This window comes from Sinorhizobium fredii (assembly GCF_002944405.1).
GTDB lineage: Bacteria > Pseudomonadota > Alphaproteobacteria > Rhizobiales > Rhizobiaceae > Sinorhizobium > Sinorhizobium fredii_C.
Genome location: NZ_CP024307.1, coordinates 3,554,576 through 3,578,664 on the forward strand (window position 1 = coordinate 3,554,576; position 24,089 = coordinate 3,578,664).

Below are 24,089 nucleotides of genomic sequence, written 5' to 3' on the forward strand. Positions count from 1 at the left end.
TTACTCCGGAAATTTCGAGACGACGATGAACATGAAGGTGCCGGCCAGCAGCATCGCGAGCGAATAGGTGTACAGCGTCAGCAGGAACGGCTGGAACAGCATCAGGAAGCCGGCCGCGATCAGCGCCGTCGCAATGTTCTCCATCGGGCCGCGCCTGAGGAAGAACAGCCGCCTCTGCCGGGGCGCACGGGTCAGTTCTTGCGGGTTCGTCATTTGCGTACCGCTCCGAAGGTGATGCCGCGCAGCAATTGCTTGCGCAGGATGATGGTGAAGACGAGGATCGGCACCAGGAAGATCGTCGTGCCGGCGGCGACCGCCGGCCAATCCTGCCCGCCCTCGCCGATGATCGTCGGTATGAACGGCGGCGCGGTCTGCGCCGAGCCCGAGGTGAGCAGCACCGCGAAGGCATATTCGTTCCAGGCGAAGATTAGGCAGAAGATCGCCGTCGCGGCGATCCCGGTGGTGGCCTGCGGCAGCACGACCTTCCAGAAGGCCTGAAGGCGCGTATAGCCGTCGATCATCGCCGCTTCCTCGTATTCGCGCGGGATCTCGTCGATGAAGCCCTTGAGGAGCCAGACGGCGAGCGAAACGTTGACGGCGGTATAGAGCAGGATCATGCCGAGCGCCGTGTCGGAAAGGCCGAACTGGCGATACATGAGGTAGATCGGGATCGCGACGGCGATCGGCGGCATCATCCTCGTCGAGAGAATGAAGAACAGGAGATCGTCGGCAAGCGGCACGCGGAACCGCGAGAAGCCATAGGCCGCAAGCGTGCCGAGCGAGACGGCGAGGAAGGTCGAGCCGAAGGCGATCAGGAGCGAATTGCCGAAACGCGGCCAGTAATTCGACGGTCCGGCGATGACCATATTGCGGCTGCGGGTGATCTCGTCGCAGGTACCGGTCGGGGAGGGGAGCGACTGGATATAGTCCGGCGTCTGCCGCGTGCGCGTTGTGAAGAGATTGCAATAGCCCTCGAGCGTCGGCGTGAAGACGATCTTCGGCGGGTAGCTGATCGAATCCGGCGGCGACTTTATGCTGGTCAGGAAGATCCAGGCGAGCGGGATCATCGTCACCAGCGCATAAAGGATGACGATCGCACTGGCGATGCGCTTCACGGTCGGCGTCGGCTCGACCACGGAATGGGCGGTGTTGACCGAACTCATCGTTGCTTCACCTTGTTGAGCGCTTTGACGTAGATGTTGGCGAGGCCGAACACCGCCACGAAAAGGATGATCGCAAAGGCGGAGGATCGTCCCGTGAGCCAGCTTTCAAAGGCTTCACGTTTCAGGGTGATCGACGCGACCTCGGTGGTCGAGCCGGGCCCGCCGCCGGTCAAAAGCATCACCATGTCGAACATCTTGAAGTTCTCGATGCCGCGGAAGAGCACCGCGAGCATGATGAAGGGCAAGGCCATCGGAACGGTGATCGACCAGAACTGCCGCCAGCCGGAGGCGCGGTCGACCTCCGCCGCCTCGTAGATATAGTCAGGAATGGATCTAAGGCCGGCAAGGCAGATCAGCATGACGTAGGGCGTCCACATCCATGTGTCGACGATGATGATCGCCCAGGGTGCGAGCGTCACCGAACCGAGCATCTCGAAGGACGACGGCGGAATCCCTGAGAAGAACGAGACTATATAATTGAAGAGCCCGATCTGCGGCTGGTAGAGGAAGCGCCAGAAATTGCCGACGACCGCCGGCGACAGCATCATTGGGATGAGGATGACCGTCGTCCAGAAGGCATGGCCGCGGAACTTGCGATCGATCAGATAGGCGAGCGCGAAGCCGATGAGCGTCTGCAGAAGGATCGTCCAGAAGACGAAATGCGCCGTCGTCTGCATGGCGATCCAGATGTCCGGATCGTTCAGCACGCGCTGATAGTTGCGCAAGCCGACGCTTGCGACTTCGGCGTTCGGGCGGTTCGCGCGGAAATTCGTGAATGACAGATAGACCGCCCAGATCAGCGGAAAGATATTGATCGCAAGTAGCAAGGCGATCGTCGGCGTTATGAACAGCCATGCGATCGCGCGATCGGAAAGGCCGCGCACTCTCGCAGCCATCGGTACGGGCGTGGCGCGGGCAAGCATCTCGGCGGATCGCTCCGCGATGGTGGAAGGGGCATCGGTCACTGACGTCACCTGGCGTTGAAAAGGACTTCGGGCGGCCGCCACGGCCCGGCGCTTCACAACCCGGGCCGTGTTCCAGCAAGTCTAGAGCTTGCCTTCGTCCTCGAAGATTTCCTTCCAGTCGTTCGCGAGAGCGTCGAGCGCCTCCTGCGCCGTCCCCTTATCGGCGACGACGTAGTCGTGCAGGCGCTTCTGCATCGCCTGCAGCAGGATCGCGTAGGAGGGTTCCTGCCAGAAATCCTGCACCTGGTTCATCGCGACGAGGAAGTCGGCCGCGAAGGGCTGGCTGTCCTTGAAGGAGGGATCGTTCAAGACGGCATTGTGAACGGCATAGCCGCCAAGCGCCCACCATTTCTTCTGCACGTCGGGCTGGGCGAACCATTTGATATAGGCGAGCGCGCCGTCCATGTTGTCGGTGTTGGCCACAACCGAAATCCCCTGGCCGCCGAGCGTCGAGGCGGCAACCTTCTGCTTGGGATTGACGAAGAAACCGATCTTGTCTCCGCCAACCTTCTCGTCCTTGTAGAGGCCCGGGAAGAAGGCGAACCAGTTCATCGCCATCGAGACCTGGCCGGATTTGAAGGCATCGAGCCCCTCGCCCATATAGCTGTCCGTATAACCGGGCGGCTGGCAGCATTTGTAGAGCGCCTTGTAGGCCTCGAGCCCTGCCACCGCGTCCGCCGAATTGACGGCGCCCTCCATGTCGTATTTGCCGCTCGTCTGCTCGTATTTGAAGCCGAAGGGATAAAGCGCCGAGGTCGCGCCCATGGTGATGCCCTCGGAGGCGCGTTCGGTGAAGATCGCCGCGCCATAGACCTTCTGGCCGTCGATTTCGCGGCCGGTGAAGAATTCGGCGACCTGCTTCAACTCGTCCCAGGTCTGCGGCGGGCCGAGATCGCGACCGTGTTTCTGCTTGAACTCCGCCTGCAACTCCGGCTTGGCGAACCAGTCCTTGCGATAGAACCAGCCATTGGCGTCGCCCATGGCCGGCAGGGCCCAATAGTTCGGCGTGCCTTTCGGCCAGGTGGCATACGCGTTGACCGCCGCTTCGGCGAAGTCGCTCATCTTGATTCCTTCTTTATCGAAGAAATCGTTGAGCTTCACGTAGTAGTCGTTTTCGGCGGAACCGCCAATCCACTGGCTGTCGCCGATCAGCAGGTCACAGAGCTTGCCGCCGGAATTGAGTTCGTTGAGAATACGGTCGGCGAAGTTCGGCCACGGCACAAACTCGAACTTCATTGCGGTGCCCGTCTGCGCGGTGAAATCCTTGGAGAGCTCCACCAGCGCGTTGGCCGGATCCCATGCCGCCCAGCACAGGGTCAATTCATCGGCCCTCGCCAGTTCCGGTATCGCCGTCGACAGCACGAGCGCCGACGACATGCCCATCAGGGCCTTCGTCATCTTCCGCATGTATTCCTCCCAGATACAGAACCGACCGAAGCCGGCTTCGGAAAAATCTCTCTTGCTCACATGCCCAAACCGTCTCACTCCCTCATGTTGAGCAATATGTTTAGTGATATACGTTTTACTAAACACATCAAGTGCAATTCGTCGCTGCGGCGCAGCATGGCCGCCAGGACACTGAAGGAACTGGGGAGAGAAAGAGAAGGCGTGTCCGCCGCGTCCCGGTCAGCCTTTGTTGTCGCTCACGAAAACCGTGCTTGCGTCGCTGACGTTTGAAACATGCCAATAGGCGGCGTTTCCCGCCTCTTCGGCATCGGCACGAAGGATTGCGGTTACAATGCCCTGATGTTCTTCGTAAGACTTCGCCAGTCGCCCCGGCAGGCGGAACTGGGCACGGCGGAAGGGCGCAAGTCGTGCCCGCGTCTGCGTCACCAGTTCGAAGATGTGATCGTTGTGGGCGCCGCGATAAAGTCGGGTATGGAATTCGATATTGTGTGCGGCATAGTCCTCGTCGGCACCCGCATGGACGAGGCGCATCGACTCTCGGTGCATTTTCTCCATCGCGCGGCGCTCCTCGACCGACATGCGCTCGGCGGAAAGCCTGGCGCAGATCCTCTCGAGTTCAGCCATGGCCTCGAACATCGAGGCGAGATATCCACTGGTCACGTTCGTGACCACTGCGCTGCGATTGGGTTGCCGGTCGACGAGGCCCATCGCACAGAGTTGCCGCAGCGCTTCGCGCACCGGGGTCCGTGAGACCTCGAAGCGGCCGGCGAGGGAAAATTCGTCGAGTTTCTCGCCCGGCTGCATCTCGCCGGTGACAATCATGTCCGCGATCGCCCGCACCATCTGTTCGACGGTTGTACCTGCCCGGATGATCTCTCTTCTTCTTGGCTGTTTCACGCGCGACTCGATATTCTGGGATCTGCATACAGATGCACGCACATGCTTCACAAGTCAAACTGCAGCATAACGCACTGAAACGTCTCCTATTTTACCAGACACAAGACCCGGCCTGCGTTTGATTGAGTTCCATGAACGATTATTCGCAGGCCATTTCCTAGGCATGCGTAAAAAAACACCATACACGCCTGTCAACTGCATACAGTTTCCTCAGTGCTCATTTAGACGCGGCACAAGAACCAGCAATATCTGTTGGCACGCGCATTGCATGCACTTTCATGTACTGACTTTCCAACCAACCTCCGCCGCTCGCAGGGAGCATTCCGATGACCAAGCGACTTCTTTCCTCCCGTCTCCTGTCCCGCCGCGCATTTCTCCAATCGTCCGTGGCAGGTGCCGCCGTGGCGAGCCTCGCGCCGGACCTGGTCTTTTCGCCCGCCGCGGCCCAGAGCGCACTGACCGTCGGCTTCATCTATGTCGGCCCCAAGGACGACTACGGCTACAACCAGGCGCACGCGGAGGGAGCGGCCGCGATCAAGGCTCTGTCGGGCGTTACCGTCGTCGAGGAGGAGAATGTCCCGGAAACAGTCGACGTCCAGAAGACGATGGAGTCGATGATCAACCTTGATGGAGCGGCACTGCTCTTCCCCACCTCCTTCGGCTACTTCGATCCCCACATGTTGGAGATGGCGAAGAAATATCCCGACGCCCAGTTCCGCCATTGCGGCGGCCTATGGCAGGAGGGAACGCATCCGGCGAACACCGGTTCCTATTTCGGCTATATCGGCCAGGGGCAATATCTCAACGGCATCGCCGCTGGCTATGCGACGAAGAGCAAAAAGATCGGCTTCGTCGCCGCCAAGCCCATTCCGCAGGTGCTGCAGAACATCAATTCCTTCCTGCTCGGCGCTCGCTCCATCGATCCGGCAATCACCTGCCAGGTGATCTTTACCGGCGAATGGTCGCTCGCCGTCAAGGAGGCGGAAGCTACCAACGCGCTGATCGATCAGGGCGCGGACGTCGTGACCTGCCACGTAGACAGTCCGAAGGTGGTGGTCGAGACGGCCGCCGGTCGTGGCGCATTCATCTGCGGCTACCACGCCAACCAGAGTCCGCTCGCTCCCGAGAAATATCTCACCGGCGCCGAATGGGCATGGGGCAACGTCTACACGGACTTCGTGAAGAAGGCCCAGGCCGGCGAAAAGCTCGGCAACTTCGTGCGCGGCGGACTCAAGGAAGGCTTCGTCAAGATGAGCTCGCTCGGCCCGGCGGTCTCGGAAGAGGCGCGCAAGAAGTTCGAGGCGACGCTCGCCGAAATGATGGCGGGCGGCTTCTCGGTCTTCAGGGGTTCGATCAAGGACAACAAGGGAAATGTCGTCGTGGCCGGAGGGCAGGCTTTCGCGGAGGACGCCATCGAACTCGAAAGTATGGACTATCTGGTCGAGGGGGTCGTCGGCTCGACCGCTTGAGGAGCGTCGGCGTCATGACCCTCGAAGCCAACTCTCACCCTGTGCCCGCGCTCGGCGAGCGGGCCGGCACCGTCCGGCCCCTCCTCGAATGGCTGGCAAGGCGCGCAGAACCCCTGGCAATTACGATCCTTGCGATCCTCATCGGGCTCGCGCTCTTCGCGATCTTCATCGCGCTGATCGGCAAACCGCCGGTGGCGCTCCTTCAGCTGATGTATGCCGGCGGCTTCGGTAGCTGGTTCTCGATCCAGAATTCCCTGAGCCGAGCCGCACCGCTCCTCCTGACTGCGCTCTGCGTCGCCCTTCCTGCCAGACTCGGTCTCATCGTGATCGGCGCGGAGGGCGCCGTCGTTCTCGGCGGACTTGCCGGGGCGGGGATCGCCCTGCCGTTCGTCGGCGGCGCACCCGCATTGCTCGTCTGGCTCATCATGGCGCTTGCCGGCATGATCGTCGGCGCCATTTGGATCGGGCTCGCAGGCCTGCTCCGACACTATCGCGGCGTCAACGAGACAATCGCCTCGCTGCTCCTCGCCTATATCGCGATCGCCCTGATGAACCACCTGATCGAGGGGCCGCTGCGCGATCCCGCCAGCCTCAACAAGCCCTCGACGGCGCCGCTGCCTCCCGACTACATACTCGGCAGCATCCCCGGCATGGACGTGCATTGGGGCCTTGTCATCGGCGTGACCGCCTGCGTCGTTTCCTGGGTCCTGATCGAGAAGACGAGCTTCGGGTTCGCGGCCCGCATCGCGGGCGGCAACGCGCGCGCCGCGCAGATCCAAGGGCTCGCCGTCGGCAAGCTGATCGTCGGCTTCACCGCGCTCGCCGGCTCCTTTGCCGGTCTTGCCGGCACGATCGAAGTCACCGCCGTGCAGGGCAGCGCCAACGGCTCCCTTGCCGCAGGTTACGGCTACACCGGCATCCTTGTCGCATTCCTCGCGCGCCACAATCCGCTGGCGATCATCCCCGTCGCCATCCTCCTCGGCGGCATCGATGCCTCCGGCGGCCTGATCCAGCGCCGCATGGGCCTGCCGGACGCGACCGTCCTCGTCCTTCAGGGCACGCTCTTCATCGTCATCCTGTTTTGCGAGACCTTCTACGGTCGCTTCAGGATCTTCAATCCGGACCTCTGGAAAAGGAGCCCATGATGGACGGGATCAGTATCGGCATCTGGGGCGTGCCCCTTGCGGTTTTCGCCGGCGCGATCCGCGTCTCCACGCCCTTCATTTTCGTGAGCCTCGGCGAGGCGATCACCGAGCGCTCCGGCCGGATCAATCTTGGTCTCGAAGGCACGTTGGTCTTCGGCGCGATGACGGCCTATGCCGTCGCGGTGATGACGCGCTCGCCCTGGCTCGGTGTGCTGGCGGCAATGGCGGTGGGTGCCTCTTTCGGCCTCGCCCACGGCTTCATCTGCAAGTTCCCGAAGGTGAACGACATCGCCATCGGCATCGCGATGATGCAGTTCGGCGTTGGCCTCGCCTTCTTTCTCGGGAAGCCCTTCATCCAACCCGCCGCACCGAAGCTTCCTTCCATCCCCTTCGGTGGCTGGTCGGACCTGCCGCAGATCCAGGCCGCGCTCAACATCAACGTGCTCTTTCTGATCGGTGCGGCCCTTGCCCTCTTCCTCTGGTGGGCCTTCCGCAATACCCGCGCCGGCCTCATCCTGCGCGTCGTCGGTGACAGCTCGGACGCCGCCCGCGCGATGGGCCTGAGCCCGGACACGGTGCGCCTCCTCGCAACGGCCGTCGGCGGAGCGCTGGCGGCGATCGGCGGCGCCTATCTTTCGCTCTACTACCCGGGCTCCTGGAACGAGGGCATCTCGTCCGGGCAGGGCCTCATGGCCGTGGCGCTCGTCATCTTCGCCCGCTGGAACCCGATCGGATGCTTCCTCGCCGCCCTTCTCTTCGGCGGTGCGGGCGCGCTTGGGCCGGCACTGCAATCGGTCGGCATCACGAAGGGCTACTACCTCTTCTACGCCGCCCCTTACGTGCTGACCCTCGTCATCATGATCGCCACATCCTCTCCCACCCGCTCGCTCGCCGGTGCGCCCGGCGCGCTGTCGATCACCAAATAGGAGCGATCCGTCATGAACAGCCTCGCCCCCCTGCCGGTCACGAGCCAGAAGCTCAGCCATATCGATGCCGATCCCTATCCCTGGCCCTATAACGGCGATCTCCGGCCTGAGAACACGGCGCTGATCGTCATCGACATGCAGACCGATTTCTGCGGTCCCGGCGGCTATGTAGACCACATGGGCTACGACCTCTCGTTGGTGCGCGCGCCGATCGAGCCGATCAAGACCGTGCTCGCGGCGATGCGGGCAAAGGGTTACCACATCATCCACACGCGCGAGGGCCACCGGCCGGATCTGGCCGACCTTCCCGCCAACAAGCGCTGGCGTTCCCACCGCATCAAGGCAGGGATCGGCGATGCCGGCCCATGCGGGCGCATCCTGGTCCGCGGCGAACCGGGCTGGGAGATCATCGACGAGCTGAAGCCGATCGAGGGCGAAACGATCATCGACAAGCCGGGCAAGGGCTCCTTCTGCGCCACCGACCTCGAGCTGATCCTCAATCAGAAGCGCATCGGGAACATCATCCTGACGGGCATCACTACCGATGTCTGCGTGCACACGACAATGCGGGAGGCGAATGACCGCGGTTTCGAATGCCTGCTGCTCGAGGATTGCTGCGGGGCGACCGACTACGGCAACCATCTTGCCGCGATCAGGATGGTGAAGATGCAGGGCGGCGTCTTCGGCTCCGTCTCCAACTCCGCAACACTCGTGAGCCAACTGCCATGATCATCGGCGAAATCCATGCCCCAAAGGCTGTGCCCGCCGTCGGCATCGAGACCGTCGAGATGACGATGCGCTTCGGCTCCTTCACCGCGCTCGACCACGTGTCGATCAAGGTGCCGGCCGGCACCTTCCATGCGCTTCTCGGCGAAAACGGTGCCGGCAAGTCAACGCTCGTCAAGTGCATCATGGGCTTCTATCACCCGACCTCCGGACAATTACAGGTCGATGACCTCGAAGTGGCGATCGCCTCGCCTCGCGACGCGGCGGCTCACGGCCTGGGCATGGTCTATCAGCATTTCACGCTGGTCCCGTCGCTGACAGGGGCGGAGAATCTGGCAATCAGCCGCGCGCAGGTGCCGGCGATCATCAACTGGTCGAAGGAGAAGAAAAAGCTCTCCGCCTTCATGGAGACGATGCCCTTCGACATCCCGCTCGACCGTCCAGTGAGCGAACTCGCCGCCGGCGAGAAGCAGAAGCTCGAGATCATCAAGCAGCTCTATCTCGGGCGCCGGTTCCTGGTGCTCGATGAGCCGACCTCTGTTCTCACTCCGGCGGAGGCCGACGACATGCTGGGCCTCGTGCGCGGCATGACCGAGCGCGGTGAGCTGACGGTCCTGATGATTTCCCACAAGTTCCACGAGGTGACGAAGTTCGCCGACGCGGTGTCCGTACTCCGACGCGGTAGACTTTCAGGCACCGGCAGGGTATCCGAGCTCTCCACCGCGGATATGGCGGGGATGATGATCGGTGACGTCAAGCTCGCCGAACTGGACACGCGCCTGCCCGTTTCCCCGGACGCCGCTCCGGTGCTCGCGGTCAAGAAGGTCAAGGCACCGGACCGGACCGGCCTGAAGCCGATCGAGATCGATGATCTGGTCGTTCGCTCCGGGGAGATCGTCGGTATCGCGGGAATTTCCGGCAATGGGCAGAAGGAGCTCTCCGAGGTTCTCGCCGGCCAGCGCACGGCCGAGGGGGCGGTCATCGTCAAGGGAAAGCGCTACGGCGCAACGCGGCTCGAGACCAGGGCAAACAACGTCCGCTTCATCCCGGAAGAGCCGCTCAACAATGCCTGCGCCCAGAAGATGACGGTGACGGAGAACCTCGCCTTCCGCACCTTCGACCTTGCAAAGAACGGCAGCGACGCGATCTGGCTCGACGCACGCGGCATGAAGAAGCGGGCGACGGCGCTGATTTCCGAATTCAAGGTGAAGACCGCCTCACCCGCCTCGCCGATTGCAGCCCTTTCGGGCGGAAATGTCCAGCGAGCCGTGCTGGCGCGCGAACTGTCGGGCGAGGTCGATCTCCTGATCGTGTCGAATCCCTGTTTCGGCCTGGACTTCTCAGCGGTCGCGGAAATCCGCACCCGTATCATGAAGGCCCGCAATGCCGGCACTGCGGTGCTGCTGATGTCCGAGGATCTCGATGAATTGATGGAAATGTCGGACCGGATCATCGTCATGTCGGACGGCAAGCTCGTCTACGAGACGCCGATCCGCGAGGCGGACGTCGCCATCATCGGCGCGCACATGGCGGGGCACCACTGATGGAGGAGATCAAGGCAGAACCTTTTCCGTTCCGGTTCAACCGAAAGGCCGTCGCCCTTGTCGTAATCGATATGCAGCGAGACTTCATGGAGGAAGGCGGCTTCGGCGCCAGCCTCGGCAATGACGTCTCGCAGCTGATGAAGATCGTGCCCGACGTCAAGCGATTGATCGAGGGCTTTCGCGCCGCCGGCCTGCCCGTGATCCACACCATGGAATGTCACCATCCCGACCTTTCCGATCTGCCGCGTGCCAAGCGCGAGCGCGGCAGCCCGCGCTTGAGGATCGGCGACGAGGGTCCGATGGGACGCATCCTGATCGCTGGCGAACCGGGCACCGCGATCCTGCCGGAGCTTGCGCCCATCGATGGGGAGACGGTCATCGAAAAGCCTGGCAAGGGCGCCTTCCATGCAACTCCGCTCGACGACATCCTCAAGGAGCGGCGTATCGCCCAGCTCGTCTTCGCCGGTGTCACGACGGAAGTCTGCGTGCAGACGACCATGCGCGAGGCAAACGACCGCGGCTACGAGTGCCTGCTCGTCGAGGAGGCGACGGAAAGCTACTTCCCCGAGTTCAGGGCCGCAACCATGGCGATGATCCGCGCCCAGGGCGCCATCGTTGGGTGGACGGCGCACCTTGCGGATGTGCTCAAGGGGGTTGCCCATGCCTGAAACGACACGCGAGAGCCTGACCCAGGGAAGCTGGCGCGAACTCGAATTCGAGCCGTTCCGCGACGGCGTTATGATTCACTGGATCAAGCACTTCGAAGGCGACCAGCCGGCCGTGGCCCTGCTCCGCTACGAGGTCGGCGCTTCCGTGCCGCGTCACCGGCATGAGGGCCTGGAGACGATCCTGGTGCTTACCGGCACGCAGTCCGACGAAAGCGGCGACTATGGGGCCGGAACCTACATCGTCAATGCCGCCGGCACGGAACATTCCGTCTGGAGCGATACCGGCTGTGCCGTGCTGATTCAATGGGATCGGCCGGTAACAATGCTTCAAGGAAAGTGAAACTATGACAGACGGACAGGCTTTCGACATTGCTTCTCTTCACGCCGCCTATCGGTCGGGTTGGGGCGTGGCCGAGACGATCGAGAGTGTTTTCGCGCGCATCGTGGCCGTCGACGATCCCGGCATCTTTCTATATCTCGCCGATCGCAGCGAACTCCTCGATGAGGCCACCGCTCTCGGCGCATTCGATCCTGTCGCCAAACCGTTGTGGGGCATTCCCTTCGCCGTCAAGGACAATATCGACGTGGCAGGCATGCCGACGACGGCCGCCTGCCCGGATTATTCTTACTTGGCCGAAAGGGACGCCACCGTTGTGCGGCTGCTGCGCGAGGCCGGCGCCCTCGTCATCGGCAAGACCAATCTCGACCAGTTCGCGACCGGTCTCGTTGGCGTGCGGACCCCTTATCCGGTGCCGCGCAACGCCATCGATCCAGGGCTCGTGCCCGGCGGATCGAGCTCCGGATCGGCGGTGGCGACTGCCCACGGTATCGTCAGCTTCGCGCTCGGCACCGACACGGCCGGCTCGGGGCGCATCCCGGCCGGACTTAACAATATTGTCGGCCTCAAGCCGAGTATCGGTGTCCTGTCGACCACGGGCGTCGTGCCGGCCTGCCGTACTCTCGACTGCGTTTCGATCTTCGCCTTGGCCGTCGCGGACGCCTATCGAGTTTTCCAAGTCGCCGCGCGACCCGATGCGACCGACTGCTATTCCCGGGACATTGCGCCGAGGGGCGGTCTCTCCTCGCCACCAGTCCTCAAAATCGGCGTTCCGACAATGGCGGACCGACGCTTCTTCGGCGATGCACTCATGGAGAGCGCCTATGATGCGGCGCTTGAAACACTGCGCTCAGTGGGGCATCAGACCGTCGAACTCCCCTTTGCCGATTTCTATGCCACGGCCGCGCTTCTCTACGAGGGTGCCTGGGTGGCCGAACGCTATGCGGCGGTCAAGGACTTCTTCAATGCGAACGAGCCGAGCTTCCACCCTGTGACGCGAAAGATCTATGGCGCTGCCAAGGCACTATCGGCGGCGGATGCCTTCGAGGGTCTCTATGCTTTGCAGGCGCTGAAACGAAAGGTCGCGCCGCTCATCGCCTCCGTCGACATGATCTGCGTTCCGACAGCGCCGACGCATTTCACACGTACGGGGGTCGAAGCAGAACCGATCCGTGAAAACGCGCGGCTCGGCACCTATACCAATTTCGTCAACCTCCTGGACATGTGCGGCATGGCAGTGCCGACCGGTCTCAGATCCGACGGTCGACCGGCGAGCGTCACCTTGCTCGCGCCTGCCGGCAAGGATCACCTGACCGCGTCGCTCGCTGCCGAACTGCATCGCCTTAGCTCCCTGCCGCTCGGCGCCACGGGATGGCCGCAGCCGGCGAACTATCTTCCAGCCGAAACCGACGAGGACGATCTGACAGAACTGGTTGTCGTCGGCGCGCATCTTTCCGGCATGCCCTTGAACGGCCAGTTGCGAGACCTGGGCGCCAGATTTTCCCGGCGGGCGCTGACGGCCAAATGCTACAGGCTTTATGCTCTTTCGGGCACCGAGCCCGCGAAGCCCGGCCTCGTGCGTTGTCAGGAGAGTAGAGGTGCCCTGATTGAGGTTGAGGTCTGGAAGCTGGGGGCAGAAGCGTTCGGCCGCTTCGTCGCAGCAATTCCATCGCCACTTGCGATTGGCACCGTCCAGCTTGCCGACGGAACGGCCTGCAAGGGCTTTTTAGTCGAGCCCGCCGGCCTTGCCGGAGCTGCAGACATCAGCCGCTATGGCGGATGGCGTGCCTACATCGCCAGCTTGGCGTCTTGAAGCTTTCCCCGTGCTGATGGGCGAGTAGTAAGGGAGAGCGGCCTTGAACCTCGATTCTGCTCAAGATAACTTTCGGGAGACCCCCGCCGAACTCGCGGCTCGTGACCACGTCTCAACGCACGAAAGCCGAGACGACAAGTTCGCCCCAAATGTTCTCGTAATAAATATTGGTCGATTTGCTCAATTTGTAAGCAGTTGACGCGCAAATTAAAGGCATTAATTTGGCAAAACTTCCTCTTTACTTTAGGATGGATGGAACTATACTGGACATGTTTCTAGGGTTCCGATGCCGAAACAGACATGACTGGACCGAGAGAAACCTCCGGTGGGGAGACATCCACCGGGTCCACGGCGGGATAAAAGCCCGGGAGGCTCATGCGGCGATGTCGTTGCTTTGGGAATCCCGCCTCGTGATTTCCGAAAATGAGCGCAGCTTGAGCCCCAAGTCGAACAAGGGGAACAGACGATGCGTTTCGGAAATGGCAGATTCGGTTTTCGTGCCCTCTCGGCCGCTCTCGGCCTCTCTCTCGCGCTACTCGCGGGCGGGACGCAGGCGCAGCCCAAGAAGGAATTCAATATCGCCTGGACGATCTATGTCGGCTGGATGCCATGGCCCTACGCGGCGGATGCCGGGATCGTGAAGAAATGGGCCGACAAATACGGCATCACCATCAACGTCAAGCAGGTCAACGACTACGTCGAGTCGATCAACCAGTACACCGCCGGCGGCTTCGACGGCGTGACGGCCACGAACATGGATGGCTTGACCATTCCTGCCGCCGGCGGCATCGACACGACGATCCTGATCATCGGCGATTTCTCCAACGGCAATGACGGCATTGTCTCCAAGACCGCGAAGACGCCCGCCGATCTCAAGGGTGAGAGCATCAATCTCGTCGAACTGTCGGTCTCGCACTACCTGCTTGCGCGCGCTCTCGAAGCGGCCGGGCTTTCCGAAAAGGACGTGACGATCATCAACACCTCCGACGCCGACATAGTCGCCGCCTTCAAGTCGCCGGATACCTCGACGGTGGTAACCTGGAACCCGCTGCTCGCCGAGGTCATGGCCGAACCCGGCTCCGCAGCGCTGTTCGATTCTATGCAGATCCCCGGCGAGATCATCGACACGCTGATGGTCAACACCGAGGTGCTCAAGGACAACGCCGACTTCGGCAAGGCCCTCGCCGGCATCTGGTACGAGACGATGTCGGTCCTGACGGACCCGGGCGAGAAGGGCAAGACCGCACGCGCCGCGATGGGCGTGATGTCCGGCACCGACCTTGCCGGCTTCGAGACCCAGCTTGCGGCGACCAAGCTGTTCGCGACACCTCAGGAGGCGGTCGCCTTCACCGAGAGCGAGGACCTCATCAAGACGATGGACCTCGTCAGGACCTTCTCCTTCGACCATGGCCTGCTCGGCGCCGGCGCCGCGGACAAGGACGCCGTCGGCATCGCGTTCCCGGGCGGGCAGGTTCTCGGCTCGACCGACAACGTGAAGCTGCGCTTCGACGCCAGTTACATGAAGCTCGCTGCCGAAGGCTCCCTCTGACGCCGCTGCAGGGCACGGACTGGCGCTTGCCCCCTGCCCTGTCGCCTTCGGCCCGAGATGTTCTCCAGAAGATGGGAAGACTCATGCGACGCGCCATCAATGTCGTTCCGGGATCGGGAACGCGGATCCTGCTTGCCCTCCTGCCCTTCCTGCTAATCGCCTGCCTCTATGTCGTCGTCTCGGCCGAACGGCGGGCAGCAAATCCGGGCGACAAGCTGCTGCCGCCGATCACCGAAATGGCGACAAGCATGGACCGGCTGGCGACCGAGCCCGACCGCCGGTCGGGACATTTAACCCTCTGGTCGGATACCACGGCGAGCCTCCAGCGACTGTTCATCGGCCTCGGTGCGGCTGCCGCTATCGGCTTGGTGCTCGGGCTGACGCTCGGGTTGCTTCCGGTGGCAAGCGCCGGGCTGTCGCCGCTCGTCGCCGTCGTGTCGATGATCCCGCCGATGGCGATCCTGCCGGTGCTCTTCATCGTCTTCGGTCTTGGTGAACTCTCCAAGGTCGTGCTGATCGTAATCGGCATCGCACCGTTCCTCGTTCGCGACCTCGCCATGACCGTCGCCGCCATCCCGAGCGAGCAGATCGTCAAGGCGCAGACGCTTGGCGCATCCACCTGGCAACTGATGCTGCGCGTAGCACTGCCTCAAGCGATGCCGCGGCTCATCGAGGCCCTCAGGCTATCACTCGGTTCGGCCTTCCTCTTCCTCATCTCGGCGGAAGCGATCGCCGCCGAGAGCGGCCTCGGCTATCGTATCTTCCTCGTCCGGCGCTATCTAGCCATGGACGTGATCCTGCCCTACGTCGCCTGGATCACCCTCATCGCCTATTTTCTCGACTGGCTGCTGGCGCGTCTCTCCCGGCGCGCCTTCCCCTGGGCCTATGTCCGGGAGACGCGTCGATGAGCGAGATCCGCGTCCACAATGTCTGGATGGAATATGGCGACCAGATCGTGCTCGAAAGCATCTCTGTCGACATCGCCTCCGGGGCCTTCGTCTCGGTCGTCGGCCCCTCGGGCTGTGGCAAATCCACCTTTCTCCGGATGATTCTCGGACAGGAACGGCCGACGCGCGGCGTCATCACGCTCGATGGAGCGGCGCTGCCGGGCGAACCGGGTCCGGACCGCGGCGTGGTCTTCCAGCGCTATTCGGTTTTTCCGCACCTGAGCGTTCTGCAGAACGTCCTGATGGCCTTCGAATTCGCCGAAAGCCTGTTCATGGCCAAGCTGTTTGGAGCGAAGCGAAAGGCGGCCACCGAGAGGGCGGAAGCGCTTCTTGAGGGCGTTGGCCTCAGCGAGCACGCTCGGAAGTATCCAAGTACACTTTCGGGCGGGCAGCAGCAGCGGCTGGCGATCGCCCAGGCGCTCGCCAGGGAGCCGAAGGTTCTGCTGCTCGACGAGCCCTTCGGCGCGCTCGACCCCGGCACGCGGGCGCAGATGCACGCGCTGATCAAGCCGCTTTGGCGAGAGCGCGGCATGACCGTGATCATGGTCACCCACGATCTCAAGGAAGCCTTCGGCCTCGGCACGCGAGTGCTTGCCTTCGACAAGCCGCGCATCGATCCGCAAGCGCCGGAGCGCTACGGCGCCCGCATCATCTACGACCTCGATTTGAGCCGCGACGGCCCCGTCCCGATCCTCGGCTTTTCGCGGCCGATCGAAGCCAACACGACATTCCAGGAAACAAAAAGGAGCATGCCCGATGCGTGAACCCCCAAGCCGCCAGTCCCGCTGCGCTGGCCCAATAGCGACGCCAGTTCGCGAGCGCCGCCACCACCCGGATTTCAACATCCTCGACAGCCAGGGATGGAAGGCGCTCGAGGCGGAGGCGACGCTTTCCGGCAAGGGCTGGGGACGGGAAAAGAAATGGGCGCTCGACATGGGCTTGCCGGGCTCTGAAAGCCTGACGGACAAGTCGATCCCGACGTTTGCGCGAGGCGAGCTGCCGCATTTTGCCGGGATCAATACGTTCCTGAAGGCGCCCTATGTCGAGAATGTCCGTGACGTCGGCAAGTATGACGCCGCCGTGCTCGGCATTCCCTTCGACAGCGGCACCACCTATCGTCCCGGCACGCGCTTCGGACCTCAGGGCATCCGCCGCATCTCCGCACTCTATACGCCCTACAACTACGAGATGGGCGTCGACCTGCGCGAGCAGATGACGCTCTGCGATGCCGGCGACGTCTTCACCATTCCGGCCAATCTCGAAAAAAGCTTCGACCAGATCACCCGCGGCGTCGCCCATGTCTTTTCCTCCGGCGCGCTGCCGATCATGCTCGGCGGCGACCATTCGATCGGCTTTCCCTGCGTGCGCGGCATTGCTGAATGCACCTCGAAACGCATCGGCATCATCCATTTCGACCGGCATATCGACATCCAGGAAAAGGATCTCGACGAGCGCATGCATACGACGCCCTGGTACTGGGCGACCAATCTGCCGAATGTCTCGCCGAAGAACCTTGTCCAGCTCGGTATCGGCGGCTGGCAGGTACCCCGCGATGGGGTGAAGGTGGCGCGCGAGCGCGGCACGAATGTGCTGACGATCGACGACATCGAAAAGCTCGGACCGGAGAAGACCGCGGAGATCGCGCTCGAACTCGCCTGGAAAGACGCCGACGCCGTCTACATCTCCTTCGACGTCGACAGCATCGATTGCGGCTTCGTGCCTGGCACCGGGTGGCCGGAACCGGGCGGATTCCTGCCGCGTGAAGCGCTGAAGATCCTTGGGCTGGTCGCGGCAGAGGGCCTCTGCGGTCTAGAGGTCGTCGAGGTCAGCCCGCCCTACGACACTTCGGACATCACGGCGCTCTTCGGCGTCCGAGTAGTGGTGGAGGCGCTGGGGTCGATGCTGGCACATGGCAAACTCGGCTCCCATAAGCACCTGATCGACAAGCCGGTGAGCTTCTAAGGAGACAGCTATGCACGGTGGACAGCACCATCATGACGACCACCACCATCACGATCACGACCATGAGCATGGTCACGATCATCACCACCACGGCCATCGTCATGCGGGGCCCGGCCACAATCGGCAGCGCGGCACCGCGCAATGGCAGGTGCCGCACCGCCCGGAAAGTGAGGACATTTCGCCGCCGCGCGAACGCGATCTCGATCTCGTGGAGGCAAGTTTCGTAGAGAACTTCGCCCGTGCGAGCGATCCGACGAGCTTCCTCAGGCTTGCGGACATCCCCTTCGTTGGGCTCGACGCTTCGGGGAAACTCCTGCACCTGCTGCGCGTCGAGGCCGCGGATCGCACCGATGTCGGCGCGGTCGTGCCGCTCCTCGGCGGCAATGCCGTGCGCTACGACGTGCTGCCGGCGCGCATGACCTCGCGCCGCCAAGACCTCAGCTTCCTCTATCACGACGGCCAGGCGGTCGTTCGGTTGCACTTCACAGAGGCGCGCAAACTCAAAGACCGGACCGACGCCTCGCATTTCGACATCGAACCGACCGAGTGAATTTCGCTTTAGAAAGGCAAGGCCATGAACTTCAGGATTCTCACCGCGCTCGCCGCCCTTCTCGCCACTCTGCCCTGCCAGGCTTTGGCTCATACCGGCGATCATTTCTACGGTGTCGAAAGCGGCTTCCTCCACCCATTTTCGGGTCTTGACCACCTGCTCGCCATGGTCGCCGTCGGGATGATTGCCGCACGGCTCGGCGGCTCAGCGCTCTGGCGGCTGCCGCTCGCCTTCGTCTCGGCCATGGTTTCGGGCGCGGTGTATGCCCTGACCGGCGGTACGGTCCCGCTCGTCGAAACGGCGATCATCACCTCCGTCGTCCTCTTGGGCGCGGCGTTGATCGCCAACGCGAACATGCCTGTTGCGCTCGCTGTCACCGGCGCCGCCACCTTCGGCTTTTTCCATGGCTTTGCCCATGGGACAGAGGGTCCGGCCGCTGCGCCGCTCGGCCATATCCTCGGCTTCGCCGGCGGCACGGTGATCCTCCACATCACCGGCATCGCCGCCTGCCATGCACTTGCCCGACACGGCACCGGCCCCATGCCGGCGCTTCGCATCATCGGCACGGGGATCATAGGCGCCGGTATTGGCTTGGCCTTCATTGCGTGACGCTTCGCGTGAGGAGATGGATATGCGTGCCATTACCAATATCTTGATTTACTGGCGAAAGCTCGTCTTCGCGGGCATGGCTTTCCGCTTTGCTGGTCTTAAGGCCTTGGACCGCGCCTTGCTTCGGCGCACATCCAACACGCGGAAGGAGCCTTGAAAGCGCGGTGCGTAAACGTCACGCAGAGCTGGGCACGGATTACTTTCAGGGCGGGGGGCACACTCTCTGCATCGCCGTGAAGCCTTATCCGTTCGTCGATTACCCTTTCGCAAGTTCATTCAGGCGCTATGCTGTAAGCCAATATACCAAGCGCGAGGCCTTATGACGGAGCGACATCAGAGCCACTCCCGGGAGCGGATGACCATCCTTGGCGATCTTGACGCCGTCTCCTTCGTCCCCTGGATCTGGCGCCATGCCGCCAAGCTCGGGCTCTCGCAGTCCATCTCCCATACCAGTCCCAACCGGATCGAACTCGAGGTCGCCGGACCGGTGGATCTGATCGACATGATGGAGATCGGATGTTCGCTCGGGCCCTTCGACGTCCGGGTCGAGACGATACACCGCACACCGGTTGACGGCGGTGGCGACCAGGGCCGCGACCGGACTCTTGACCGTCCACAGCTATATCTGCCGCTTATTTAATCAAAGTTGCAAATGCAGAAAACTTATGCAAGCGTGGCAACACTGAGCCGCAAGTCATCCCGTCGGCTTCGGGTTCTTCGCTAGGCTAAGGTGTTGGTATTATTTGGAAAGTATATTCATGCTGTCCGGCAAGACGGGCTCTTGGACACCAGTTGCCCTTTCCGCGGATTTGCCAGCGGGAACCGTGATGCCCGCACGGACACCAGCCGGGTCGATCGCCCTCTGGCGAAGTCAGTCGGGCCGCGCCGCCGCCTCGGCGGACCGGTGTCCCCATCGCGGCATGCGCCTTTCCCATGGCTTCGTGCGTGGCGAGGCCCTTTCCTGCATCTATCACGGTTGGAGTTACGCCCGGACCGGAAACTGCTTGCGTATCCCGGCCCATCCGGGTCTCACGCCGCCGGAAACAATACGTGTAGAAATGCATGAGGTTGAAGAGTCCGGCGGGGTCATCTGGGTTGCCGTGGGAGTACCCACCGCTCAGCCCCCGCGGCTTGAAGGCGTCATTCCCCTGCGCTCACTGACAGCACATGCCGGTGTTGCGGCGGTCGAGGCCGCGGCCGGCGCAAAGGCGGGTGCCGACGGCCTTGTCTGGCAAGCGCAGGATACGCAGAAAATCCGGCTGCTGCTCGTCCCGCAGGGAGACGAACAGACGCTGATCCATGTTCTGTTGGACAATAAAAGCACTCCGCCCCAGCGCATCGCTGCGTCACGCGCCGTTGAGACCTTGCGGCGGATAGCCGAAGATCTTCAGACGAAAGGGACCGCGCCATAATCCAGGACACGATGATCGACGAGTGGTATCCGGTCGGCCTTTTCAGCCAGCTCGACGTGAACGGACGCAGGACCGCCCTGATGGGAGAGCCCATCGAGGTGGTACGAGCCGAGGGCCACGCGAGGGTGACGTCCGGCGATGGGCGGACTCTTCCCGTTTGCGTCCGCTACGGCCATGTCTGGTCCTCTCTCGGCAAGCCTCGGAAGGATCTTTTCGCGATTCCCGAGGCTGACCAGCCCGGCCGCCGGCTCGTCGATGTCGGCGTGGTCCGCGTGCGCTGCTCGCCGCTGCGGGCGGTCGAGAACTTCCTCGACATCGCGCATTTCCCCTTTGTGCATACCGACATCCTGGGCGCAGAGCCGCACACGGAAGTGCAGGACTACAAGGTCGAAATCCGGCAGCACGAGGATGAGGTCTGGGCAACACAGGTGAAATTCTACCAGCCGCAGGCTGCCAAATCGGCAAGCGGCGGCATCACGACGGAATACATGTACCGCGTGCCGGCACCGACCTGCTCCGTTCTCTACAAGACCTGTCCGGTCCGCCCCGGGGAATGGGACGTCATCACCCTCTTCGTCCAGCCGCTCGCCGAAGACCTGTGCGACGTCTGGCCGTGGATGGCGCTCTTCGACGATGTCACACCGATGACCGACCTCATCCACTTCCAGCAGACGATCTTCCTGCAGGACCGGTCGATCCTCGAAAACCAGATCCCCCGGCTCCTGCCGCTCGATCCCGGAATGGAAATCCCCACGAGAGCCGACCTTACCTCGGTCGCCTACAGGCGCTGGCTGAAACGCCACAACTATACCTACGGCGCACAGCTGGTGGCGCAATGAAGCTCTACGATTACGTCCTTTCACCGAGCTGCTACAAGGTGCGCCTGATGGCGGCACTGACCGGCGTGAAGCTGGAAATCAGAGCGGTCGACTTTCATCCCGGCGCCGAGCATCGCGGCACCGAGCTCATGTCGCTCAATCCGGCGGGATCCATCCCGATCCTCGAGGAGGGTGACCTGATCCTGACTGAATCCGCCGCCATGCTCGCCTATCTTGCCGCCAAGGCCGCGCCGGAATGGCTCGGCAGCGGCGCACCGGAGGAAGTGGCGCGTATCCAGCAGTGGCTTTCCTTCGCACACCGGCTGACCGCCAGCCTCGGCGGCGCGCGCCTTCACCAAATGCTCCTGCGGTCGGGCGACATCGGCGCGCTCCAGGCGCAGGGCATAGCGGCGCTTCGCGAGCTGGAGGCGGGGCTGGTCGAACAGCGCCTGCGCGGCATGCGGTTCCTCGCCTCCGACCGGCCGACGGTTGCCGATATCGCATGCTTCCCCTACGTGGTGCTCGCGCCGGACGGCGGCATCCCGCTCGACCCCTACCCCGCTATAAGGCTATGGTCCCGCGCGATCCGCGGCCTCGACAACTTCATCGAGATGCCCGGAATCCATCGGCTACACGAGCTGAAGCCCGACCCCCTCGTCGAACCGGACGAGGTGTGACATGGCCGGTTACCTTCTCAAAAACTGCGCGGCCGTCATCGTCGACGAGGGCAAGGGTCCGAGCGTCCACCGGAACGTGGATCTCTTGACGAATGGCCCCGCGATAGAGGCAATCGGCGAAAACCTTCACAAAGGACCGCTACCGGCCGGGACGATCACGCAGGACGCCGCCGGCTGGTTCGTTTATCCGGGGCTTGTCAACACCCACCACCACTTCTTCCAGTGTTTCGTCCGCAACCGTGCGGATCTCGATTGGACGAAGCTGTCGGTCATCGAATGGCTCGACCGCATCTATCCGATCTTTTCGCGGCTCAACGAGGACTGTTTCTACCACGCCTCGGTTACGGCGATGGCCGAGATGATCAAGCACGGCTGCACCACGGCCTTCGACCACCAGTACTGCTTCCCGCGGCACGCCGGCAAACGGCTGATCGACCGTCAGTTCGAGGCTGCCGACCTTCTGGGCATGCGTTTCCATGCCGGACGTGGCGGCAACACGCTGCCGAAATCCGAAGGCTCAACGATCCCCGATGCCATGCTGGAAACGACGGACGAGTTCATCGCCGATTGCGCGCGGCTGATCGACACCTACCAGGATGCCAGCCCCTTCAGCATGCGGCAGCTCGTGGTTGCGCCCTGCCAGCCCGTCAATTGCTACCGCGAGACCTTCGTGGAGTCGGTCGCACTGGCGCGCGATCGCGGCGTGCAGATGCACACGCATGTGGGCGAAGGCGAGAGCCCGGTCGTTGAGGCCCGGCACGGCATGCGGACGGTCGATTACTGCGCGGAACTCGGATTTGCCGGTCCCGACACCTTCTATGCCCATTGCTGGGAACTCACCCAGGACGAGTTGCGGACGATGGCGGCGAGCGGCACCGGCGTCTCGCACTGCCCGGAGCCGGTCTATCTGGTCGGCGCCGAGATTACCGACATTCCGGCGATGTCGGCCCTTGGTCTGCGCGTGGGTCTCGGCTGCGACGGCGCGGCCTCGAACGACAACTCGAACCTGATGCACTGCGTGCACTCCGCCTACATGCTGCAGTGCCTGACGGCATCGACGCGCGCGCATCCCGTGCCGCCCCCGGCGGATTTCCTCGGCTATGCGACGACCGGCGGCGCCGCCCTCCTCGGCCGCCGCGACATCGGCCGCCTTGCTCCTGGCATGGCCGCCGATCTTTTTGCGATCGACACGCGGCGCATGGACTACGTCGGCACGCGGCATGATCCGCTGAGCCTGATTGCCAAGGTCGGCATCGGCATGCCCACTGACATGACAATGATCAACGGCCGCATCGTCTGGGCGAAGGGCGAATTCGTCGGGCTCGACGAGCCGCGGCTGTTCGCCGAGGCCGAGGCCGCTCTCGCGACGGTGGAATTCTAGAATTCAAAACAGGGGAACTGACATGCTGAACAATGTAACTCGCAGAACACTGATGAAGGGCGTTGCCGCCGCCGGTCTCACAGGCATGCTTGGCGGTCGGGCCGCCATGGCCGCCGAAGAGCCGCTCGGAATCACCCTCGTGATCCCCTCGCCGGTCGGCGACGTCGGCTGGGGTCATGCTCTTGCCGCGGGCCTCGAGCCGGTCAAGGCCGCCTACGGAGACAAGGTGAAGGTCACCGTCATCGAGAACATCCCGGAAGGTCCCGATGCCGACCGTATCATGAACAAGACGGTCTCCGACGGGAACAACTTCCTGATCGCCGGCTCCTTCGGCTACCAGAACGGCGCCCTGCAGATCGCTCGCCGCAATCCGGCCGTCACCGTGCTGCACGCGTCCGGCTTCCAGGTGGCTCCGAACTTCTCGCCCTTCGCGGCCAAGTATTTTCAGGGGACCTACCTGCTCGGCATGGCTGCCGCTGCGCTTTCCAAGACCGGCAAGCTGGGCTCGGTCTCCGCCTTCGCCATCCCGGAGCTGATCACCTCCATCAACGCCTTCACGCTCGGCGCGCAAGCCGTGAACCCCGATGTCGAGGTGTCGGTCGTATGGGTGAACTCGTGGTTCGATCCGGCCAAGGAGCAGGAGGCCGCCAAGGCTTTGATGGCGCAGAAATGCGACGTGATCTTCTCCAACGCACAGGACACGCCGTCCGTTATCTCGGCCTGCGAGGAGGCCGGCGTCTATGCGTTCAATCTCAACTCGTCGATGAAGAAATACGCGCCCAAGACCTATCTCGGCTGCGTGGCGACGGATTGGTCGCCCTTCTTTAAGGCCTCGGTCGACGCCCATGTCGCCGGCACGTTCAAGGGCGCCAACGCCTTCCTCGGCGTATCCGACGCGGTCGTTGAGGTCGTCGACTGGAACCCGGATATCCCGGCCGACGTCATGACCAAGATCAAGGCGATCGAGGCGAAGATTGCCGATGCCAGCTTCTCACCCTTTATCGGGCCGATCACCAAGGCCGCCGGCAACCAAGGGGTGGCCGCCGGTGCAACGCTCACGGATGGCGAAATCGTCGCGATGGACTGGCACGTCAAGGGCGTCGCCACCCCTCTGCCAAAGTGAG

26 protein-coding genes and 1 riboswitch are annotated in these 24,089 nt (G+C 62.9%); of the genes, 21 read left to right on the forward strand and 5 right to left on the reverse strand.

What is annotated here, in order from left to right:
* The 5 genes from NXT3_RS17420 to NXT3_RS17440 all read right to left on the reverse strand — a co-directional run bounded on the left by NXT3_RS17420 (position 1) and on the right by NXT3_RS17440 (position 4,432).
* Entirely contained in the window at positions 1-213 is a 213-nt protein-coding gene (locus NXT3_RS17420) for a hypothetical protein (RefSeq protein WP_097527739.1), read from the reverse strand.
* On the reverse strand, positions 210-1,163 hold the full coding sequence (locus NXT3_RS17425; protein WP_097527738.1) for a carbohydrate ABC transporter permease: 954 nt from the start codon (positions 1,161-1,163) through the stop codon (positions 210-212). Before NXT3_RS17425 ends, NXT3_RS17420 begins: the two co-directional genes overlap by 4 nt.
* Positions 1,160-2,086: a carbohydrate ABC transporter permease gene (locus tag NXT3_RS17430; protein WP_104840024.1), complete on the reverse strand. Its 927-nt coding sequence runs from the start codon at positions 2,084-2,086 to the stop codon at positions 1,160-1,162. Before NXT3_RS17430 ends, NXT3_RS17425 begins: the two co-directional genes overlap by 4 nt.
* A 123-nt stretch (positions 2,087-2,209) precedes the next feature.
* Entirely contained in the window at positions 2,210-3,535 is a 1,326-nt protein-coding gene (locus tag NXT3_RS17435) for an ABC transporter substrate-binding protein (protein WP_176536697.1), read from the reverse strand.
* Between the two features lie 219 nt (positions 3,536-3,754).
* Positions 3,755-4,432, reverse strand: coding sequence for a GntR family transcriptional regulator (locus NXT3_RS17440; protein ID WP_176536698.1), 678 nt, complete (start codon positions 4,430-4,432; stop codon positions 3,755-3,757).
* A 326-nt stretch (positions 4,433-4,758) separates the two neighbouring features.
* On the opposite strand from NXT3_RS17440, the gene NXT3_RS17445 reads away from it, so the two are divergent.
* From NXT3_RS17445 to NXT3_RS17540, 21 genes are all read left to right on the forward strand, one after another.
* Complete coding sequence (locus NXT3_RS17445) at positions 4,759-5,901, forward strand: BMP family ABC transporter substrate-binding protein (RefSeq protein ID WP_097527735.1); 1,143 nt, start codon at positions 4,759-4,761, stop codon at positions 5,899-5,901.
* 14 nt (positions 5,902-5,915) lie between these two features.
* Entirely contained in the window at positions 5,916-7,046 is a 1,131-nt protein-coding gene (locus NXT3_RS17450) for an ABC transporter permease (RefSeq protein WP_104839763.1), read from the forward strand.
* Positions 7,046-7,972 carry an ABC transporter permease gene (locus NXT3_RS17455; protein ID WP_104840025.1) on the forward strand — a complete coding sequence of 309 codons (927 nt, stop codon included), beginning with the start codon at positions 7,046-7,048 and terminating at the stop codon, positions 7,970-7,972. Before NXT3_RS17450 ends, NXT3_RS17455 begins: the two co-directional genes overlap by 1 nt.
* A gap of 12 nt (positions 7,973-7,984) precedes the next feature.
* On the forward strand, positions 7,985-8,701 hold the full coding sequence (locus NXT3_RS17460; protein WP_104839764.1) for a biuret amidohydrolase: 717 nt from the start codon (positions 7,985-7,987) through the stop codon (positions 8,699-8,701).
* Positions 8,698-10,242 (forward strand): ABC transporter ATP-binding protein, encoded by a 1,545-nt coding sequence (locus NXT3_RS17465; RefSeq protein ID WP_097527732.1) that lies wholly within the window; start codon positions 8,698-8,700, stop codon positions 10,240-10,242. Before NXT3_RS17460 ends, NXT3_RS17465 begins: the two co-directional genes overlap by 4 nt.
* The gene (locus NXT3_RS17470) at positions 10,242-10,910 is read left to right on the forward strand and encodes a cysteine hydrolase family protein (RefSeq protein WP_097540549.1); all 669 of its coding nucleotides are present in this window, start codon (positions 10,242-10,244) and stop codon (positions 10,908-10,910) included. The genes NXT3_RS17465 and NXT3_RS17470 overlap by 1 nt, the downstream gene beginning before the upstream one ends.
* The gene (locus NXT3_RS17475) at positions 10,903-11,250 is read left to right on the forward strand and encodes a cupin domain-containing protein (protein ID WP_097527730.1); all 348 of its coding nucleotides are present in this window, start codon (positions 10,903-10,905) and stop codon (positions 11,248-11,250) included. Before NXT3_RS17470 ends, NXT3_RS17475 begins: the two co-directional genes overlap by 8 nt.
* A gap of 4 nt (positions 11,251-11,254) precedes the next feature.
* A complete protein-coding gene (gene atzF, locus NXT3_RS17480; protein WP_104839765.1) occupies positions 11,255-13,060 on the forward strand; it encodes an allophanate hydrolase in 1,806 nt (601 codons plus the stop codon).
* A 264-nt stretch (positions 13,061-13,324) separates the two neighbouring features.
* A riboswitch (guanidine-I (ykkC/yxkD leader) is annotated at positions 13,325-13,433 on the forward strand.
* A 93-nt stretch (positions 13,434-13,526) separates the two neighbouring features.
* Entirely contained in the window at positions 13,527-14,609 is a 1,083-nt protein-coding gene (locus NXT3_RS17485; protein WP_097527728.1) for a putative urea ABC transporter substrate-binding protein, read from the forward strand.
* A gap of 83 nt (positions 14,610-14,692) precedes the next feature.
* Complete coding sequence (locus tag NXT3_RS17490) at positions 14,693-15,517, forward strand: ABC transporter permease (protein ID WP_104839766.1); 825 nt, start codon at positions 14,693-14,695, stop codon at positions 15,515-15,517.
* A complete protein-coding gene (locus tag NXT3_RS17495) occupies positions 15,514-16,320 on the forward strand; it encodes an ABC transporter ATP-binding protein (protein WP_097527726.1) in 807 nt (268 codons plus the stop codon). The genes NXT3_RS17490 and NXT3_RS17495 overlap by 4 nt, the downstream gene beginning before the upstream one ends.
* A complete protein-coding gene (locus NXT3_RS17500) occupies positions 16,313-17,518 on the forward strand; it encodes an agmatinase family protein (protein ID WP_097527725.1) in 1,206 nt (401 codons plus the stop codon). Before NXT3_RS17495 ends, NXT3_RS17500 begins: the two co-directional genes overlap by 8 nt.
* 10 nt (positions 17,519-17,528) lie before the next feature.
* Positions 17,529-18,068 (forward strand): hypothetical protein, encoded by a 540-nt coding sequence (locus NXT3_RS17505; RefSeq protein ID WP_104839767.1) that lies wholly within the window; start codon positions 17,529-17,531, stop codon positions 18,066-18,068.
* A 24-nt stretch (positions 18,069-18,092) separates the two neighbouring features.
* On the forward strand, positions 18,093-18,677 hold the full coding sequence (locus NXT3_RS17510) for a HupE/UreJ family protein (protein WP_097527723.1): 585 nt from the start codon (positions 18,093-18,095) through the stop codon (positions 18,675-18,677).
* Between the two features lie 22 nt (positions 18,678-18,699).
* Positions 18,700-18,834 carry a hypothetical protein gene (locus tag NXT3_RS32955; RefSeq protein ID WP_272939857.1) on the forward strand — a complete coding sequence of 45 codons (135 nt, stop codon included), beginning with the start codon at positions 18,700-18,702 and terminating at the stop codon, positions 18,832-18,834.
* Positions 18,835-18,996: 162 nt separating this feature from the next.
* Positions 18,997-19,317, forward strand: a complete 321-nt coding sequence (locus NXT3_RS17515; protein WP_097527722.1) for an acylphosphatase — start codon at positions 18,997-18,999, stop codon at positions 19,315-19,317.
* Positions 19,318-19,435: 118 nt separating this feature from the next.
* Entirely contained in the window at positions 19,436-20,089 is a 654-nt protein-coding gene (locus NXT3_RS17520; protein ID WP_097527721.1) for a Rieske 2Fe-2S domain-containing protein, read from the forward strand.
* Between the two features lie 11 nt (positions 20,090-20,100).
* On the forward strand, positions 20,101-20,928 hold the full coding sequence (locus NXT3_RS17525; RefSeq protein WP_104839768.1) for an aromatic ring-hydroxylating oxygenase subunit alpha: 828 nt from the start codon (positions 20,101-20,103) through the stop codon (positions 20,926-20,928).
* Positions 20,925-21,584 (forward strand): glutathione S-transferase family protein, encoded by a 660-nt coding sequence (locus NXT3_RS17530; protein WP_097527719.1) that lies wholly within the window; start codon positions 20,925-20,927, stop codon positions 21,582-21,584. Before NXT3_RS17525 ends, NXT3_RS17530 begins: the two co-directional genes overlap by 4 nt.
* Position 21,585: 1 nt before the next feature.
* Positions 21,586-22,965 (forward strand): amidohydrolase, encoded by a 1,380-nt coding sequence (locus tag NXT3_RS17535; RefSeq protein ID WP_097540554.1) that lies wholly within the window; start codon positions 21,586-21,588, stop codon positions 22,963-22,965.
* Positions 22,966-22,990: 25 nt separating this feature from the next.
* A complete protein-coding gene (locus NXT3_RS17540) occupies positions 22,991-24,088 on the forward strand; it encodes a BMP family ABC transporter substrate-binding protein (protein ID WP_176536700.1) in 1,098 nt (365 codons plus the stop codon).
* Position 24,089: the final 1 nt, after the last annotated feature.